General features: G+C 63.3%; 13 protein-coding genes and 1 pseudogene. 8 read left to right on the top strand and 6 right to left on the bottom strand.

The genetic code is table 11. The features are described 5' to 3' along the window. Nucleotides 1-384 precede the first annotated feature (384 nt). From GSQ76_RS26905 to GSQ76_RS26885, 5 genes are all read right to left on the bottom strand, one after another. Nucleotides 385-2,628: a xanthine dehydrogenase family protein molybdopterin-binding subunit gene (locus GSQ76_RS26905; RefSeq protein ID WP_158747154.1), complete on the bottom strand. Its 2,244-nt coding sequence runs from the start codon at nucleotides 2,626-2,628 to the stop codon at nucleotides 385-387. 44 nt (nucleotides 2,629-2,672) lie between these two features. Further along, the gene (locus tag GSQ76_RS26900) at nucleotides 2,673-3,686 is read right to left on the bottom strand and encodes a xanthine dehydrogenase family protein subunit M (protein WP_158747153.1); all 1,014 of its coding nucleotides are present in this window, start codon (nucleotides 3,684-3,686) and stop codon (nucleotides 2,673-2,675) included. Further along, on the bottom strand, nucleotides 3,686-4,174 hold the full coding sequence (locus GSQ76_RS26895; protein WP_158747399.1) for a (2Fe-2S)-binding protein: 489 nt from the start codon (nucleotides 4,172-4,174) through the stop codon (nucleotides 3,686-3,688). The genes GSQ76_RS26900 and GSQ76_RS26895 overlap by 1 nt, the downstream gene beginning before the upstream one ends. A 376-nt stretch (nucleotides 4,175-4,550) precedes the next feature. Continuing rightward, nucleotides 4,551-6,938 carry a hypothetical protein gene (locus GSQ76_RS26890; RefSeq protein ID WP_158747152.1) on the bottom strand — a complete coding sequence of 796 codons (2,388 nt, stop codon included), beginning with the start codon at nucleotides 6,936-6,938 and terminating at the stop codon, nucleotides 4,551-4,553. Next, nucleotides 6,935-7,705: a hypothetical protein gene (locus tag GSQ76_RS26885; protein WP_158747151.1), complete on the bottom strand. Its 771-nt coding sequence runs from the start codon at nucleotides 7,703-7,705 to the stop codon at nucleotides 6,935-6,937. The genes GSQ76_RS26890 and GSQ76_RS26885 overlap by 4 nt, the downstream gene beginning before the upstream one ends. A 310-nt stretch (nucleotides 7,706-8,015) precedes the next feature. Between GSQ76_RS26885 and GSQ76_RS26880 the strand changes: the two genes are divergently transcribed. From GSQ76_RS26880 to GSQ76_RS26870, 3 genes are all read left to right on the top strand, one after another. Continuing rightward, nucleotides 8,016-8,543, top strand: coding sequence for an AAA family ATPase (locus GSQ76_RS26880; protein WP_158747150.1), 528 nt, complete (start codon nucleotides 8,016-8,018; stop codon nucleotides 8,541-8,543). 1,158 nt (nucleotides 8,544-9,701) lie between these two features. Next, nucleotides 9,702-10,553 (top strand): alpha/beta fold hydrolase, encoded by an 852-nt coding sequence (locus GSQ76_RS26875; protein ID WP_158747149.1) that lies wholly within the window; start codon nucleotides 9,702-9,704, stop codon nucleotides 10,551-10,553. A 586-nt stretch (nucleotides 10,554-11,139) separates the two neighbouring features. After that, complete coding sequence (locus GSQ76_RS26870; RefSeq protein WP_158747148.1) at nucleotides 11,140-12,570, top strand: IS1182 family transposase; 1,431 nt, start codon at nucleotides 11,140-11,142, stop codon at nucleotides 12,568-12,570. A 342-nt stretch (nucleotides 12,571-12,912) separates the two neighbouring features. Here GSQ76_RS26870 and GSQ76_RS26865 read toward each other — a convergent pair whose 3' ends face one another. Next, on the bottom strand, nucleotides 12,913-13,332 hold the full coding sequence (locus GSQ76_RS26865; RefSeq protein ID WP_158747147.1) for a DUF6640 family protein: 420 nt from the start codon (nucleotides 13,330-13,332) through the stop codon (nucleotides 12,913-12,915). 333 nt (nucleotides 13,333-13,665) lie between these two features. Between GSQ76_RS26865 and rfaD the strand changes: the two genes are divergently transcribed. The 5 genes and pseudogenes from rfaD to GSQ76_RS26840 all read left to right on the top strand — a co-directional run. After that, on the top strand, nucleotides 13,666-14,640 hold the full coding sequence (gene rfaD, locus GSQ76_RS26860) for an ADP-glyceromanno-heptose 6-epimerase (protein WP_158747146.1): 975 nt from the start codon (nucleotides 13,666-13,668) through the stop codon (nucleotides 14,638-14,640). Beyond that, the gene (gene lgt, locus GSQ76_RS26855; protein WP_158747145.1) at nucleotides 14,637-15,470 is read left to right on the top strand and encodes a prolipoprotein diacylglyceryl transferase; all 834 of its coding nucleotides are present in this window, start codon (nucleotides 14,637-14,639) and stop codon (nucleotides 15,468-15,470) included. The genes rfaD and lgt overlap by 4 nt, the downstream gene beginning before the upstream one ends. Continuing rightward, complete coding sequence (locus GSQ76_RS26850; RefSeq protein WP_158747398.1) at nucleotides 15,470-16,429, top strand: class I SAM-dependent methyltransferase; 960 nt, start codon at nucleotides 15,470-15,472, stop codon at nucleotides 16,427-16,429. The genes lgt and GSQ76_RS26850 overlap by 1 nt, the downstream gene beginning before the upstream one ends. After that, nucleotides 16,426-17,169, top strand: coding sequence for a polyphenol oxidase family protein (locus GSQ76_RS26845; protein WP_158747144.1), 744 nt, complete (start codon nucleotides 16,426-16,428; stop codon nucleotides 17,167-17,169). Before GSQ76_RS26850 ends, GSQ76_RS26845 begins: the two co-directional genes overlap by 4 nt. A gap of 33 nt (nucleotides 17,170-17,202) precedes the next feature. Beyond that, nucleotides 17,203-17,476 (top strand): annotated as a pseudogene (locus GSQ76_RS26840) (hypothetical protein); the annotation flags it as partial.

Raw genomic sequence — 17,476 nt, 5'->3', positions numbered from 1 at the left:
AATGCGGCGGCCATTACGTCAATTGATAGGACATAAGCCGCGAGGAAATTCAGCTCTGTCACTGGAGTGAAAAAGGTGACTTGTTCAAGGACTGGCTAGCAAAGATCGGGACGGAACTTTCTGCTGTTTTTAGGACTATACGCGGTCCTCCCAACATCTACGGCTGCACAGCCTCCGAATATCGGCATGCCCATCCCTGATGGTTGTCGGCGAGAAGAATAGTCTGGTCAGCTTCGGCACGGGTCGCGTCCGACAGGTCGGTAGCCGTATTCTCCTAAACGAAAACAGTCCGTGAGAGAACCTGCCTGGCTGCCACTTCTCCAGCCTGGTCTGTCCAGGCATCGGAATTCTTCTTCCGAGTGTCTGGACAGGCTCGCAATCCGACTAGAGAAGCTTGTCAATAGTAATCGGAAGGTCGCGGACACGCCTTCCAGTGGCGTGGTAGACGGCATTTGCGATGGCCGCGGCGGTCCCGCAAATCCCAATTTCTCCCAGGCCTTTAACGCCGATTGGACTGGTCATATCGTCCGGCTCATCCACGAAGATGACCTCGATGTCCTGGATGTCTGCGTTCACCGGAATATGGTATTCGGCGAAGTTGTGGTTCATGAACCTGCCAATCTTTGAATCGTCCAGTGCCTCCTCATGCAAAGCCATGCCAATGCCAAACACGACGCCGCCGATGATCTGGCTACGGGCCGTCTTGGGATTGAGGATGCGCCCAGCACAGATGGCATTTACAATCCGGGTCACTCGCACCGTGCCAAGCTCCTCGTCCACCCGCACCTCGGCGAAAACCGCGGAGTGCGTGTAGCTCGCATGGGTCTTCTGGACCGCCGGGTCCCTAGCCGCGCTCTCTTCCATGTGGATCTGCTCCAAGCCGCTAGCCTGCATGATGTCGCCATAGGCCACGCCGATGCCAGGATTGTTCCGCAGCACCAACCGGCCTTCCTTGAAGTCGACCTGGTCCAGGGTGACGTCCTTGAAAGGCGAGCTCGGCATCTCTTGGGCAAACCCCAGCAGGGCGGACCGGACCTTGCAGCAGGCGGCCTGGACGGCTGATCCGGCCGAGGCCGCGGTCCACGACCCGCCTTCCAGCGGCGAGAAAGGCAGGTCAGTGTCGCCGAGCTTGGTGGTGACTGCCTCCATGGACAGCCCCAGGGCATCGGCCGCCAGCTGCGTGAGGATGGTATAGGTGCCCGTGCCGATGTCCGCGCTGGCCGTGGCCACCGTGAGCTTGCCGTCCGGCGTCAGCGTGGCCGAGGCCGAGGTTTTCTGCATCTGCGCATCCCAGGCTCCGGTCGCCGTGCCCCAGCCAACCAGCTCATGTCCTTCGCAAGTTGAGCGCGGCTGCGGATTGCGCCCGGCCCAGCCGAACTTCTCCGCTCCCAGCCTGTAGGCATCCCGCAACGCTTTGCTGGTGTGCGGCAGGCCCTGGTTCTCATCGGTCTCCGCATAGTTGCGCAGGCGCAGCTCGATGGGATCGATGCCAAGCTTGTAGCTCATCTCGTCCAGCGCACTCTCAAAGGCGAACTGGCCTGTCGGTGCACCCGGCGCCCGCATGTCGGCCGGGGTGTAGCGGTCGAGCTGTACCAGCTTGTAGTCGAGCTCGACGTTCTCGCAGGAGGTCGTGAGACCCGTCCAGTTAACCACGACTTCCTGGTAATCTTCGAAGGTCGACGTTTCCGCGATGGCTTCGTGCCGGATGGCCGTGACCGTGCCATCCTGGCGGGCGCTAAAGCTGACCGTCTGGATGGTCTCCGGCCGGTGGCCGAAGGTAAACATCTGGTCACGGGTGAGCACGACGCGCACGGAACGCTCGAGCTGCAGGGTGGCCAGCACTGTCAGGTAAAGCTGGTATTGCGGTCGCAGTCCGCTGCCGAAGCCGCCGCCCATGTAGGGTGCCACCACGTGGACGTCGTCCTTCTTGAGGCCAAAGACGTTGGTGATGTAGGCCTGGGTATTGCCGACACCTTGGGTCTTGTCGTGGACCGTGATCTTGCCGCCGCCCTCCCAGATGACGGTGGACGCATGCGGTTCCATCGGGTTGTGGTATTCAGCAGGTTGGTAATACTCGGCATCCACCCGGATCTGGCTGTCGGCCAGTACACCAGGCGCATCGCCGCGCGGTTTCGGCGGCGGGTTGATTCCCGAACGCTTTTTTGAGGGCACATAGGCGCTGCCGCGCACTGCCCGCAGGTCGGTGCTAGGTGCCTCGATGTCGTATTCCGCATGCACCAGAGTGGCGACGTACCGCGCCAGCTCAAACGTCTCAGCGACAACCAGGGCGATGGGCTGGCCGCTGTAGACAATCTTGTCGTCGTAGAGTGCACGGAACGGGGCGCCGGGCGGAGCGACCTCGTCCTGGAACTTCGCGTTGCGCCAAGCGGTGCGCATGCGGTTCTGATGGGTAAAGACTTCCACAACGCCGGGCACGGCCATGGCGGCAGTGATGTCGAGCTTGGTGATGCGTCCCTTGGCGATGGGGCTGGAGACGACGACGCCATGGAGCAAGCCCGATGCCGTGAACTCAGCAGCGTATTTGGCGGCTCCGGTGACTTTCGCATGTCCGTCGACTCGGCTGCGGGGCTGGCCGGTGTGAAGTCCTGTCGTGGCAGACGCTGACATGATGGGCTTTCCTGTCTGGAAGATGTGAGCTGCGGATGTGGCGGCTACTGGATCTGCTTGTCGGTGGCGTGTTGTGGCGTGCCATTGGCTGCCTGCTTCAGGGCCCGGACGATGGCCTTACGGGCCAGCGCAATCTTGAAGCGGTTGCCGGGCTGGCCCTGGGCGCCCGCGAGCATCAGGTCAGCCGCCTTGCCGAACACCTCAGACCCGGGCGTCTGTCCGGCCAGCGCCTCTTCTGCGGCAGGCACGCGCCACGGCTTGTGGGCTACGCCACCCAGCGCAATGCGGGCTGCCTTGATGGTGGCGCCTTCCATCTCCAGGGCCACTGCGATCGAGACAAGGGCGAATGCATAAGAGGCACGGTCACGTAGCTTGAGGTAGGTGTAGTTGCTGGAGAAGTGCTGCGCGGGCAGGTCGACCGAGGTGATGATTTCGCCGGGCTGGAGCGACGTGTCCTTGTCCGGTTCCGCGCCGGGCAGGCGGTGGAAGTCAGAGAACAGGATGGAACGATCCCCCTCTGGGCCGGACACCTGGACCACCGCCTCCAGGGCGGCCAGGGCCACGCACATGTCGGAGGGATGCGTGGCGATGCAGTCCGCGCTCGTTCCAAGAATGGCGTGGACCCGGTTGGTGCCACCGATGGCAGAGCAGCCGGAGCCAGGCTGGCGTTTGTTGCAAGGCGTGGCAGTGTCGTAGAAGTAGTAGCACCGGGTTCGCTGAAGCAGGTTGCCGCCGGTGGTAGCCGCATTGCGCAGCTGGGGTGAAGCGCCGGACAGGATGGCATCGGCCAGCAAAGGATAACTTTCGCCGATGCGGGCGTCGTACGCAGCATCAGTATTCTTGACCAGGGCGCCAACGCGTAGGCCGCCATCCGGCAAGAGTTCGATCTTGGCGAAAGGCAGGTGGGTGATGTCGACTAGCTGGGATGGGACTTCGACACTGTATTTCATCAGATCGATGAGGTTGGTGCCACCTGCGATGGCGCGGGCTCCGGGATGGGCCAGGGCCTGGATGGCAGCGGTCAACGTGTCCGGCCGGGCATAGGAGAAGCGGTTCATTATGCTACTTCCGGGGTAGCGGCCTGGGCCAGGACCTGGGTGATGGCGTCCACGATGTTGGGGTAGGCTCCGCACCGGCAGAGATTACCGCTCATAAGTTCGCGGATTTCCTCTGGCGTATGGGCATGGCCCTCCTGGAGCAGGGCGGTGGCCGAACAGAGCTGGCCGGGCGTACAATAGCCGCATTGGAAAGCGTCATGCTCGATAAAGGCAGCCTGGATTGGGGATAGGGTGCCATCAGGTGCTGCCAGGCCCTCAACGGTGGTGACGGTCTTGCCATCCTGCATCACGGCTAGTGCCAGGCAGGAATTCATCCGACGGCCGTCGATGAGCACGGTGCAGGCGCCGCATTGGCCATGGTCGCAGCCCTTCTTGGTGCCGGTCAGATCCATCTCATGGCGCAGCAGGTCCAGCAGCGTGGTCCATGGTTCAACGACGAATTCACGCTGCTGTCCATTGACGGTGAGGTTCAGCGAGACTGACTGCATCACGGCCTGTGGCAGCTCGACAGAGGTGCCCAGGATTACGTCTTGCATTGGTTTTGTCCCATTCTGGAGGTTTGAGGTTGATGAGGGTGGGGGGAATTGCGCGAAACGCCAGGTTCGACTGAGAGTTCCAGCCAAAGACTTGCTTATATACGAGACGCACATTTACTCGTCTGACGGCGGCACAAACCTGCTTGGCACAATACCAGCAAGGGGCTCCGGCTGGGCAGACAGTTTACGGCCAAAGATCGGTGCCTGTTGGAAAGTGCACGGGAAGATAGATACAGCCCCGTGATTATCGGCCTTCATCCCTCTTCAGAATTTTGCTTATAAGGTGCTTTGCAGGCGCGCGTCCGCCATCTCGCCCTCTGCATTGGACTCAATCATAGTAGAACGGGTTCTGCTTCGCCCAGGTACTGTTCGAATAACGACTATGAAGCAGCATGAAAGCCCGCCGTCCGGAATGATCGTGGCTCTGCCCATAATGACCGATGTGGATCAGCCAGTGCAGCGCCTCCGGAGCACGTGGGTCTTGTGGGTGCTTGGTGACGTAGTCGAGAATGAACTCCCAGATGTAGGTGGCGCCAGGCGGAGCCGCCTGCGCCTTCACCGGGGCGGTTGCTACGCTTGGGAACGCCTCCGCCCGGTCGAGGGGCATGGTGCCCGCGTCGCCATACTTGCCCGGCGGTGGCAGGAAGCGCCGTTCTACCAGTGCCTTTCCCGCCGTGTCCGTCAAGAACCCTGGCATACGCGGCACGAAGCCGCCTGCACCGCACATGCCATCGCAGACGATGTCCGGGATGCGGCGGTGTCCGTTTCCCAGATCTGTACCGGCTGGCACGTCGAGTATCTGGTAATAGGCATTGTCGTAACGCGCAGATCCCGGCGGGATTGCTTCCGGATCTGGCCTGGCCAGGACGACCCAGTTCGGCCAGCTGCCCTGGAAGTCGGTGATGTTGCCCTCTGGGCGAGTGTAATCCAGCAGGTCAGCTCGCAAGCCGGGTATCTTTGCGAACAAGAGATATTCGGCATACAGCTTGTCAGGTCCAGGCCGTGCCTTCGGCACTGCGCCGAATTCAGCCCTCATGACCGGCAACAACGTTTGCAGCGATCCTGCAAGCGCGTCTGCAGCCGTATCATCATGCAGCAGCACCGCGCGGGCAAAACTCGTCAGGGCAATGTCCATGCGGATAGGCGCCGGTAGAGAAGTCTGCCCGCTCAGCGCCATCCGGGTGGACAGCGCCATGCGGTCGATCAGGTAGCGCCCATCATCCCCGAGCCCCCTCCCGTCACTCCCGAAAAGCCCCTGGCCGATCCCCGAAAACCCCCAGGCGTTCCCGATGCAGCCGTCGCCGTCTTGGCACTGTCGTTGCCGCATTAGAAACGCGGCCACTTCCGGCAGGCCGGTGGCGAGTTGCAGCCGTTCCGCCAGGAACAGGTTGCGTGTCGTCGTGGTCAGGTCCGTCCGGGCCAGAACCGCATCCACCAGGGGGCGCAGAGTTGACAGGTCGGCGGTGCCGTTCAATAGACGCACCCGGTGGAACAGCGCGGTCAAAAACGCCGGATCGTGGGGTTCCAGGGCCGCGGCATCGGCCAACAAGATGGTGCCGGATGTCTCGTCTGGTTGCATCAGCGCAAGCGCAGCCAGCAGCCAGGCTTTGTCGTGCGTCGCACTGTAGCGATCCTGCGCGTGGGCCAGGGCCGCGACACGACGGTCCTCAGCAGCCTTGGCCGCATCCAGCTTTGTGGGACTGTCAGGTGGCGGAACAGGGGGTGCGGCCGCGCCGGTCTTGAAGGTGACAATCCAATCCAACAACTCCGGCTTCGTTGCGCTCCCTCCCAAAAATTGCAAATCCTTGAAGTCGGGAGCCGCTTGTGCCGAGAGCTCGGGTGCCTCCAGCGCAGTCGCCAGCCGTGTAGCGGCCGCATTTGGATCGCCATGCAATTGAGCCATGTCCGCCAGCTTGGCCGCTGGGGGCACGTCCCGCGCCGCCTCGCGTGCCGTTGCGAAGTCAGCGGGCACGTGGGTTGTCAGTGCCTGCCGCAACAGTGCGCGCACTCGCAGGTAGGGCGCGATATCATGCCACGGGGATGTTGTATCCGCTGCGATGGCTGCGAATGCTTCGGCTGCCGCCGGGTAGGCGCCGTTGTAGAATTCCAGAGCCGCCGACTGATACTGATGGTCGGCCCGCAGCCAGGCAGGCGCTGTGTCGGGCAACCCAGGCAGGCGCGACGCCGGTGCGGCGCAGGCGGCGAACACGGCATCCTGACCCGCAAGCCATGACCGCACGTCCGGGGAGTCCACGCCGTAGCTGCCAATGCGGGCCTGCAAAGTGCGGGTGGCGTTGAGAAAAGCGTCGGCCATGCAGTTTGGGACGCTGGTGTAGTCCGGCCCCGGGCGGTCGGTGGCGAGCGGGCCGTTCAACGTCATGGCGCCGGTTACAGTTTTGCGCGTCTCCAGCCATGGTGCTGTCGGATCAGCCGCACTGTTGTCCCCGCAGCACGGCACCGCCAAAGCTTCGCCCGCGGCTGTCGAAACGGTTTGCCCGTGCAGCCGCCTCCACCCGACGAGTAGAAGACTGGCAGGCGACGTGCCCATCAATACGCCAGGCGTGCCGCTATAGAGCATCTGCCGCTGGGCGGGGGCGCCGCCAAACTCACTCAACGCCCAGTTCGCAGGCGAGCCGTCGGTGGAGGCGGCAGCTGGCGCGAAAGCCGCCGCCGCGGCGAGAACCGCCAAGCTGCCTCGAAGGAAGGAACGCTTCATCGAAAACCCCTCTGCTCAAGCGCCGCCACTGCACCCGCGTCCCACGGGTGCGGGTTGAACACATAGACGCGGCGGCCCTGTGGGATGGCCACAGGCGTATCGGTGGAAATGCCCAAGGCCTGACGGCACCATGGCTCACCGAAGTCGCCGCCGCGAGCCAGCTTGTCCTGGAGACGGGCGCCACTGGGTCCCATGCGGAACAGCATGGGCACGATCTCGTCCACCGGCGCCGCAGCCAGCCAGTGCTCCGTATCACACCATGAGGCCAGCGCGGTCATGGAAAGCGTGGTCCCAGGCGGGCGACCCGCACGCACCCCGCGCAGCACGTCCAGCAGCGCAACGCGCTGGCTGTCCCGTACCTCCATATCCACCTGCACAGCCGCATAAGGTCGCATAAATGCCAGGACCGCGCCGACTACCTCCGCCCGCAAACCCTCCGTCCACAGCAGCGGCCGCGTCTGGTCTATTTCGATGTGCACGACGCCTGTCGGTTGATGGGCGCCTTCACGCAGCATCAGGGGAAATCGACGTCCGCGGGCTACCGTTACCGTCCCGCCCTCAAGGCGGATGAATCCGACGACGGCCGCCACGTCGAAGGAGAGCGGCATGGTGTTTAGGACCTCTGTCCGCTCCCACGCCCAAAGCACGGGTGGGTGGTGCGGCACAGCGGAGGCCCCGACGAGCAGCAAAGTGCTCGCCAGGCCAATTCCCCGCAACACCCAGTCTGCTGTGGCAACCGCCAGCTGGATACGATGCCGGACATCCATGACTATCATTTCCACGTTTCTCGAACCTTTCTGCCCGGCCGACGACCCTGAGCAGGCCCTCGACACCCAGTTCTCGAGGCAGCACAAATGCCCCTTCTCCGCTCCCGGCCCTCTCAAGCGGTGGTCCTCTCCAGCTATTGGATTAGCTCTTTGAGCAAACCCTAGATGAATTTTAGTCGTTGGTCGAACGTGCCTAGTACCACTGCACCGTGATTTTGACGGGTTCGAAACACGAATGTCGAGTGGTACCCGAGTGATTCCCGTTTCCCATCCTTTGCGGAAGCTCTCTGGCCGAGCTAAAAGCCACATCATGACGCTGGACGAGCTTGGGACGCGCATCTGCATCGTGGGACCGTCCAACAGCGGCCAGTCCACGCTGGCGGAAGCAATCTCGCGGGCACGGAGGTTAGTGCCGATCCACCTCGATCAACTTCACCACCTGCCGCATACCGATTGGATTCCCCGACCGGCAGACGAGTTTGGCGCCCTTCATGATGCGGCAATTATGGGGCCTCACTGGGTCATTGATGGCAATTACTCGCGGCTTCTTCCTCAAAGGCTGCATCACGCTACCGGGTTCGTCCTACTTGATGTTCCCACCGTAGTGAGCCTTTACCGCTATATCCCGCGCTGCTGGTTCGAGCGTGATCGTCGAGGGGCACTTGCGGGCGGTCGCGACAGCGTGAAATGGGATGTCATCCACCACATTACCGTAGCCACCAGAGCGAACCGCAGTCGCTATAAGCAAATGTTCAGCAATATCCGTTTGCCGAAAGTGTGGCTCGACTCTACACGCGCGCTCGCCGAGTTCTACTGCGCGAATGGCTTGAGCCGCTAAGCCGTACCATTGTCAGCCGCGCGTGTGTGTCGAAACACGGAAAGACATCTCGACGATTAGGGTAGCCACGTGCGCTTTCGGTCGGAACCAGCCTTTGCAGGTAGCGGATGTAAGCTGGCCACGTCTCCGGCCAACCAGTCAAAATCTCTGTGTCGAAATACTAGTTGAAGACGACAGGGTTTGGTGCCGATTGGGTCGCATTGAAGCGTCAGCAGAGGAAAGACTATGGCTTCGCCGTCGCCCACCGTTCCGCACAACGTGGCGGGCGGTTCGTGCACCGGGAGAGAACGCTGCTCGCGGAGGCGCCTAGGGCTGTGTTGCCGCGCCAGATATCCTGGTCCTGCCCAGCGTGGCCGGAGCACCGGAGGGGGAGAGCGTGACCACCACCGCCATCGTGGCCTCCTCTGCATGCTGGCCCGAAGGATATCAGCCTCAGCGGATGACAGCTTGCGGGTCAAATTATTGTCGTTACCCAGCAGAGGCAGGCGCCTGCAATAAAGACCACGCCCATTGGAAGGAGGCATGCCCCTGACAGGACAGCAGGGCCGCACCAGCCAGTTTTGCAGCTGCTCCTTAAAGCGATCGACGGTCAGCGTTTTCTCGGAAGCACGCCCGATCTCCTCGACGCCATGTAAGGTCCGACAGAGCACCGGATTGGCGGAGTAGCAAAAGACAGAAAAGGTAGGCTACGTAGCCGTATGGCATTCTCAGGCATGCCGGGCGGCCCTGATGGAGTGACGACCATTGTGAACCCTCCTGCTGCATGAATTGCCGCAAGCCCCCTGATGTATTTGACGTCCCGGCCATTTTTGTCGAAGCTGCGCCGGACGGCTGCCTTCTACACCGGACCTCCGTCGCCATCCTCAGGAGAGGGTGGATGCGACGGGGAAACAAGCGTGGACAACAAGCCGTAGATGTAGGGGGACCGCGAACGGTCGGCAGAAAGTGCAGAAGGCCGCCTCGGCTGCCGCGTGATGTGCCTTCCGTCGATCCACTTTTTGCTAGACGAGGAACCGCGCCCGGGGGCGGTCAGCATGTTCAAGCATGGTTGGACGGCCTCGCGGCATCGTCGAACCGCAGGAGAATTGATCTGCGAGGTCCCACCGCTTACCATGCCTCCGCTATCAACAAGATCGGCAATGACGCGTTGGAGAGATCATGAACGAACGCGTCCTTCTTACCAAAATTAATGGCGTTGAGCTAGCATACCTCGAAGAGGGATCAGGCACGCCAGTCCTGCTTCTTCACGGGTTCCCCGATACCGCTCGCACTTGGAAGCGCACACTGGGTTTTCTGGCCAGTCATAATTTTCAAGCCGTCGCACTCTTCCAGCGAGGCTATTATCCTTCCGCTATTCCGGAGGACGCAAACTATTCCATCAGGCAACTTGCCAAGGATGCCCTCGGTATCATCGATCGACTTGGAACAACCAAGGCGGTTATTATAGGGCATGATTGGGGGGCCTTGGCGGCCTATGCGGCTGCAGCCATAGCCCCCGCGAAAGTTGCCGCCATCATTGCTCTGGCCATCCCGCCATTTCTGGTATCTGAAGATAGCACTGAAGAACGCCAAGTACGCCCTCACAACGCCTACCTTGGACAAGGCGAAGCCTCGGCACTCCTCCTGGAGAAGGACGACTTTGCAGAGGTCGATTACCTGTACACACTCTGGAGCCCGCACTGGCAGACAGCACGGGTGCATGCCAAAGACGTGAAAGATGCTTTAAGGCTAGAGGGCAGGTCACGTGCCTCCGTCGACTACTACCGATTGCCTCTTCCCGACGCAGACGCAGACGCGTTTTCCGTCAAGCTTTCACCCCCTGGTCTGGTCATCTATGGTCAGGACGAACCCGAAGTCCGAAAGGCAATCTTTCGGAAAGCTGGGCTTGCATTCTTGGGCCCGGTAATCTGCCGAGAGTATCCTACAGTAGGCCACTGGCCCCACCTTGAGGCTCCTGATCTTTTCGAGCGAGACGTTCTCGGCTTCCTCAAGAGCAATGATATCTCATGAGCGGAGGTGTTTGTCTGCCACCGCAGCCCTGCAGGTGGCGACTTGGACAACCTTCTAGACGAGATTTCAGGTGAGAGTTCCACCCTGGCGTCTGACAACAGCCGTCTCCTCCACCGGACCCTGTCCCAGGCTGCGTTGCTTGCACTGGCAGATGACAGGGCGGGCAAGAGAGCCAGATGGTGGACGCAGGACGATGTCAGCGGTGCTGATGTTAGATAGAGCTGCAATCGATGACCTCGCGAAACCTGGTGAGAAGCCCGTGGCAGGAGATGCGCTGACAAGCGCTTGACTACGCGGCAGAGCGTCAGTCGCCCTTTGCAGGCTTCCGAATTAGCCAGAGACACTCTCATTTGTGGGTTGCAAATGCCCAAAAACACTCCGATTGACCACGAAGAGACTGGGCGCCTGACGCTTGGGCAGCGCAGCACCTACAGCATCCACAGAGGGCAGGAAATGATGGCCATAACTGACCAGCGCTGGCATGCCCGAAAGCCGACATTGGGATGGTGCATAATTCAAGCAGACCGTGTGAAATCTGCTCCGTAACGGATTCCGGCTCGGAGCGAGCTCGGTTAGAATCCTGCGCATGACGCACATCGCCGGCCACGAACGCTCCCAGGCCCTGCTGCTTCCTGAATCGCTGGACGAATACGTTGGTCCTGAAAACCCGGTCCGTTTCATCGATGCCTTCATCGATGGCCTCGACCTGGCCGCGGCGGGCTTCGTCCGGGTGACCTCAAAGGCAACCGGACGGCCTGGCTACGATCCGAAGGACCTGCTCAAGCTCTATATATACGGCTATTTGAACCGCGTCCGCTCCAGCCGCCGGCTGGAAGCCGAAACCAACCGGAACCTCGAGGTCATCTGGCTGCTGCGGCACCTGAAGCCCAATTTCAAGACCATCGCCGACTTTCGCCGGCTAAACCACAAGGCCTTCCGTCCGGTATTCCGCCAGTTCGTGCTGCTATGTCGTCAGATGAACCTGTTCGGCCGCGAACTGCTCGCCGTCGACGGCACCCGGATCAAGGCGGTCAACAATAAGGATCGCAATTTTACGCGTGCGTCGTTGACCAAGTTCATCGAATTGGCTGACGCCAAGATGGATGACTACATGAAGCGGCTCGACGAGTGCGACGCGGCCGAGGCAAAGACGGGCGGCTCGCGCGTCAAGAACCTCGCCGAGAAGATCACCGCGATTCACGGGCGGCGCACTCGGTGCAAGGAGATGCTGGCGCACCTGGACAAGACCGGGGAGGACCAGATTTCGCTCACCGACCCTGACAGCCGGGCGATGGCGGCGCACACCCACGTTGCTGTCGGCTACAACGTGCAGGTGGCGGTCGACGTGAAACACAAGCTGATTGTCGAACAGCAGGTCACCAACCAGGTCGTCGACATGGGGATGATGACGCAGACAGCAGAGCCGGCCAAAGAGGTGCTTGGTGTCGAGACGATCGACGTCGTTGCCGACAAGGGCTACTTCAAGATCGAGGACATCGAGGCCTGCGAGACGGCCGGGATGGTGCCCTACGTGCCGCGGCCGCAGCGGGGTCCTTCAGTGAAGGCCGGCCTGTTCCGCAAGGATGAGTTCGCCTACGATGCCGAGAGCGACAGGTATACTTGCCCGGCTGGCCAGCACCTGCATCCCTATACATCGTCTTTGCTGCGCGGGCTGAAGAAGACCAACTACGTCAATAAGTTGGCCTGCGACAATTGCAAACTCCGTCATCTCTGCACGAACGGCAAGTTCCGCGCGGTCTCCCGGCTGGAAAACGAAGCGGTGCTGGACCGGATGCAGGCGCGGCTGGCGAAGCGCCCGGGTGTGCTCGACCAGCGGCGGGAGACGGTGGAACATCCGTTCGGCACAATAAAGCAATGGATGAACCAGGGCGCGTTCCTGATGCGCGGACTTGAGAAGGTGCGGGGCGAGTTCAGCCTGACTGCGCTCGCCTACAACCTGCGACGAGTGCTCAACATTGTCGGGTTCTCCGATCTCATGGCCGCTTTGGCGGCCTGAGGAGCCTTACCCGCAGCATTTTGGCTTGCTGACAGCCACGGTTGTTGACGGTCCGGTGTCGGGAGCGCTGGTTTTCGGCAAGTCCGTCCACCGGTCCCGCGCCGCTTCGTTGCAGGCTTCTGAAGCAGGGATGGGCCTATTTCACCTTCGAATCGCGTTTTCACACGGTCTGCTTGAAGTCTGCACCATGCGGAGCGTCGGCGTTCGGGCACATCTGCGCCGCCGAGTTATGACCGCACTGGTCCGAAACCAAACGCTTTGGCACCATTACCCGGACCGCTGATGCCGGAAAATGGTCAGTCCGCCAGGGTCAGGAACTGGAAAGCGGACTGACCCTCATCGCTAGGCGGAGACGGCGAGAACGATGGCGACGATGACGACGCCGCAAAGCACGTACGTGATAAGCTGTTGCGGGGCCAGGCCGAGTGGGCGGGGTGTGCCTGGGGCAAACGCCGGGTCCATCCAGGCGGTCCCCGGAAACAACGGCGCGAGCGCCATCGTCACGAAGTAGTTTGCCGCGATCGCCGCCGCCAGCAAGAAGACGGGAAGGCTGAGCGACGGCGTGCCGAACAGGATGGCCAGCGACAAGATGCCGCTCACCAGGCCCATCAGCATGGTCTGTGCATTGTGGAATTTGGCGTGTGGTGGCCAGTGCGGGTTGAACAAATGCTGCCGGGCACTGGCCGGCACGATGGCATCGGCAACCAGGCCGCCAAAATTGAACACGGCAACCAAGGCAATCAGATAGCGGGCGATTTCCATAGGACGCTCCTCTCCCACCGTGGGGAAAGGACGCGCAGGTTGCCCACGCCTGGGATAGAGCGTGTAGGCTGCACGAACGCAAAACGTCACCCGGACTACCGACCGGGCAGTGACTTTCGCACGTCCACGCGGATCTAAATCGCATGTCCTCTTCGGTGTCAATTGGCCCTCCAATCGATAATCGGAGGGCCAATCACGAATGATGCATGGCGTGAATGTGGCCCCTCACGCACGTCCCCCCGTCGGCCTAGGGGCAGGCCATCATAGGGGGCGCCACGCCCGTAGCCTCCCCATCCTTGTCCCCCCTCACAACCCGCCCCTATAACCCCGCCCATGATCCTGATCACCGGCGGCGCCGGCTTCATCGGCTCCAACCTGAACGCCGCCCTGGCCGAGGCCGGGCATGAGGTCGCCATCGTCGATTGGCTGGGCGAGGCGGGGAAGTGGCGCAACCTTGCCGCCTATCCCCCTGCGCAGATCCTGATGCCCGATGCGCTGGAGCATTTCCTGGCCAGCGACCCGCCGCTGAAGATGGTGTTCCATCTCGGCGCCATCAGCGCCACCACCGCGACGGACGGCGACCTGGTGTGGATGACCAACGTCGAACTGCCGATGATGCTATGGAACTGGTGCGCGGCGCACCAGGTGCGGCTGGTCTACGCATCCTCCGCCGCGACCTACGGCGACGGATCGGCCGGGTTCGATGACGACATCGACGCACTGGCCACGCTGAAGCCGCGCAACCTGTATGGCTGGAGCAAGCACGCCTTCGACCTACGGGTCGCCAAGATCATCCGCACCGGCGGCGCGCGGCCGCCGCAATGGGCCGGGCTCAAATTCTTCAACGTCTACGGCCCGAACGAGTATCACAAGGGCTCGATGATCTCGGTCGTGAAGATCAAGTGGGACGACATCCAGAGCGGCCGTGCGCCCAAGCTGTTCCGCTCCATCGAACCCGGCCTGGCGGACGGCCAGCAGATCCGCGACTTCATCTGGGTCGGCGACGTGGTGGACGTCATGCTGTGGCTGCTCGCCTCGCCCGGCGTCAACGGCCTCTTCAATCTCGGCACCGGCAACGGCCGCTCCTACCAACACCTTGCCGAAGCCGTCTGCCGCGCCGCCCAGGTGCCGGAGCGGGTGGAGTTCATCGACATGCCGTCCAGCCTGCGCGCGGGCTACCAATCCTTCACCCAGGCAAACATGGACCGCTTGCGTGCCGCCGGGTACGATGGGCAGTTCACCATTTTGGAAGAAGGTATCCGCCGCTACGTTGTGGATTACCTGGAGAGTTCGGACCCCTATCGGTGATTCCAGTCCTGTTGTTCCCGCAGTTCGACCCGGTATTGATCCAGGTCGGGCCGCTCGCCATCCGTTGGTACGCGCTCGCCTATATCGGCAGCCTGCTGCTGGGCTGGCGCATCGCGCGCCGCCTGGTGCAACGCACGCCGGTCGTGGCCACCGCCCTGCAGACCGACGACTTCCTCACCTGGGCGACGCTGGGCGTCGTGCTGGGCGGACGGCTGGGCTACGTGTTCTTCTACCAGCCCACCCGCTTCCTATCGGAGCCATTGTCGATCTTCGCCGTCTGGGAAGGCGGGATGAGCTTCCATGGCGGCGCCCTCGGCGTCATCATCGCGGTGATCATCTATTGCTGGCAGCAGCGCATCCCCATCCTCGGCTTCGGTGACCGCATTTGCGTCGTGGTTCCCATCGGCCTCGGCCTGGGCCGCATCGCCAACTTCATCAACGGCGAACTCTGGGGCCGCCCGGCGCCCGACTGGCTGCCCTGGGCGATGATCTTCCCCAATGCCGGCCCGGTGCCCCGCCATCCCAGCCAGATCTACCAGGCCCTCATGGAGGGGCTCCTCCTCTTCCTGCTCCTCTGGTTCCTCGCCCGGTCCGATGCGATCCGCGCCCGCTTCGGCACCCTCGCCGGCATCTTCCTGGTCGGCTACGCCATCGCTCGCAGCGTGGGGGAGCTGTTTCGCCAGCCAGACGCCTTCCTCGGCTTCCTGTTCGAGGGCGCCACGATGGGCCAGTTGCTCTCCATCCCCATGGCCCTGGCCGGCATCGCGCTCATCATCAACGGCCGCCTGCGCCCGCCCGTGACGATCGCTTCCCTACCGACCACGGCGTGATGGAGCGGCTGGACGAATTCATGGCGCGCGCCAACGCGCTATACTACGCCTCGCACGACCCGTTCGCCGACTTCACCACCGCACCCGAGATCAGCCAGGCCTTTGGCGAGGTCCTGGGCGCCTGGGCCGCCATCACCTGGGAAGCCCTGGGCCGGCCGGACAAGGTGATCCTGGCCGAAGCCGGCCCCGGCCGCGGCACGTTGATGGCGGACGCGATCCGCACCATCGCCCGCGTCGCCCCCGCCTTCCACGCCGCGTTGCGCCTGCATCTGGTTGAAACCTCTCCCCGCCTACGCGCCATCCAGGCCGCCAAACTCCCCGGCGCCACCTGGCACGACCGGATCGAGGACCTGCCCCCCGGCCCGATCATCCTGCTGGCCAACGAATTCCTCGACGCCCTGCCCATTCGCCAATTTGTCCTCAATGACGGCCAATGGACCGAGCGCCATGTCGCCGGCGGCGCCTGGGTCGAACAAAGCTGCCCCCCGCCCGCGAACCTCACCGCCACCGCACCGGGCCTGTACGAAACCCTCGACCCGGCGCTGGCGCAGCACATCGGCGACCGCCTGCGCGCCGCACCCGGCGTCGCCCTGTTCATGGATTACGGGCCCTACGCCAGCGGCCCCGGCGACAGCCTGCAGGCCCTGCGCGACGGCAAGTTCTGCGACCCGCTGGCCGAACCGGGCTCCGCCGACCTCACCGCGCACGTGGATTTCGCCGCCTTCGCCCGCGCCTCCGCCCTGCCAGCCCACGGCCCGCTCGCCCAGGGCAAGTTCCTCACCCGGCTGGGCCTGTTCGCCCGCATCAACCGCCTGGCCCAAACCGTCCCCCCGCGGGCGGCGCTACGCCTGACCGAGGCCGGGCGCCGTCTGGCCGAACCGGACCGGATGGGCGCATTGTTCAAGGCACTGGCGCTCACCTCGCCGGGCCTGCCGACCCCAGCCGGATTCGAAGCATGACCCCGCATATCAGCGACCCCCACTTGGCCGCCCCGCACGGCTTCTTCACCCGCGAGGGCGGCGTCTCGACCGGCCCCTTCGCCAGCCTCAACTGCAGCCTGTCCAGCGCCGACGCGCCCGAGGCGGTGGCCGAAAACCGTCGCCGGGCCGCCGCCGCCATCGGCGTGGACCAGTTGGTCGGCCTGCACCAGGTGCACGGCCCAGACGTCGTCACCGTCGACGAGCCCTGGCAGCCCGGCAGCGGCCCGCGCGCCGATGCGATGGTCACGCGCCGCCCCGGCATCGGCCTCGCCATCGTCACCGCCGATTGCGCCCCCGTGCTGTTCGCCGGTCCCGGCATCGTCGGCGCCGCCCATGCCGGCTGGCGCGGCGCCGTGTCCGGCGTGTTGGAGGCAGTGGTCGAGGCGATGGGCGGCCAATCCATTCACGCCACGGTCGGCCCCTGCATCGGCCCCGCCGCCTACGAGGTCGCCGCCGACCTGCGCGATGCCGTGCTGGCGCGCGACCAATCCGACGCCCAGTTCTTCGCTGATGGCCGCCCCGGCCACTGGCTGTTCGACCTGCCGGGCTACTGCGCCCAACGCCTGCGCGCGGCTGGCGCAACCGTGACCGTGCTAGGGCTGGACACGTTGACCGACGAAGTGCGGTTTTACAGCCACCGTCGCCGCACGCTTGCCGGGGGCGGCCCGATCGGCCATCAGGTCTCCATCATCGCATGCCCTACCTCCCCCTCGCGGTAATCCTCTTCATTGTCCTCATCGTGCTGTTCGGCTGTGTGCTCACCTAACCGCCTGGCCCTGCTGGGCGCGTTGGGGGCGATGCTGCTGCTGGCCGGGTGCGGCGACCTGCCGCAGCCCTTCCTCGGCAACCCTGGCGCCACCGCCATGCGCCTGGCGCAGCCCCCGCCCTCCCGCCTGGCCATCCCGCTCCCGACCGACTCCCTGCTGACGGACGACGCGGCCCGGGCCTGGTCCCAGGCGCTGGCCGATGCGCTGCTGGCGCAGGAACTGCCGGTGCGCGCCGCCAAGGCGCAGCCGTCGGACTGGC

Source organism: Acidisphaera sp. L21, from assembly GCF_009765685.1.
GTDB lineage: Bacteria > Pseudomonadota > Alphaproteobacteria > Acetobacterales > Acetobacteraceae > LMUY01.
This window is presented reverse-complemented; position numbering and strand designations above follow the sequence as displayed.

Coding starts and splice junctions, on each gene's coding strand:
- GSQ76_RS26905 (WP_158747154.1), bottom strand. CDS start 2,628: ATGTCAGCGTCTGCCACGACAGGACTTCACACCGGCCAGCCCCGCAGC.
- GSQ76_RS26900 (WP_158747153.1), bottom strand. CDS start 3,686: ATGAACCGCTTCTCCTATGCCCGGCCGGACACGTTGACCGCTGCCATC.
- GSQ76_RS26895 (WP_158747399.1), bottom strand. CDS start 4,174: ATGCAGTCAGTCTCGCTGAACCTCACCGTCAATGGACAGCAGCGTGAA.
- GSQ76_RS26890 (WP_158747152.1), bottom strand. CDS start 6,938: ATGAAGCGTTCCTTCCTTCGAGGCAGCTTGGCGGTTCTCGCCGCGGCG.
- GSQ76_RS26885 (WP_158747151.1), bottom strand. CDS start 7,705: ATGGATGTCCGGCATCGTATCCAGCTGGCGGTTGCCACAGCAGACTGG.
- GSQ76_RS26880 (WP_158747150.1), top strand. CDS start 8,016: ATGACGCTGGACGAGCTTGGGACGCGCATCTGCATCGTGGGACCGTCC.
- GSQ76_RS26875 (WP_158747149.1), top strand. CDS start 9,702: ATGAACGAACGCGTCCTTCTTACCAAAATTAATGGCGTTGAGCTAGCA.
- GSQ76_RS26870 (WP_158747148.1), top strand. CDS start 11,140: ATGACGCACATCGCCGGCCACGAACGCTCCCAGGCCCTGCTGCTTCCT.
- GSQ76_RS26865 (WP_158747147.1), bottom strand. CDS start 13,332: ATGGAAATCGCCCGCTATCTGATTGCCTTGGTTGCCGTGTTCAATTTT.
- rfaD (WP_158747146.1), top strand. CDS start 13,666: ATGATCCTGATCACCGGCGGCGCCGGCTTCATCGGCTCCAACCTGAAC.
- GSQ76_RS26850 (WP_158747398.1), top strand. CDS start 15,470: ATGGAGCGGCTGGACGAATTCATGGCGCGCGCCAACGCGCTATACTAC.
- GSQ76_RS26845 (WP_158747144.1), top strand. CDS start 16,426: ATGACCCCGCATATCAGCGACCCCCACTTGGCCGCCCCGCACGGCTTC.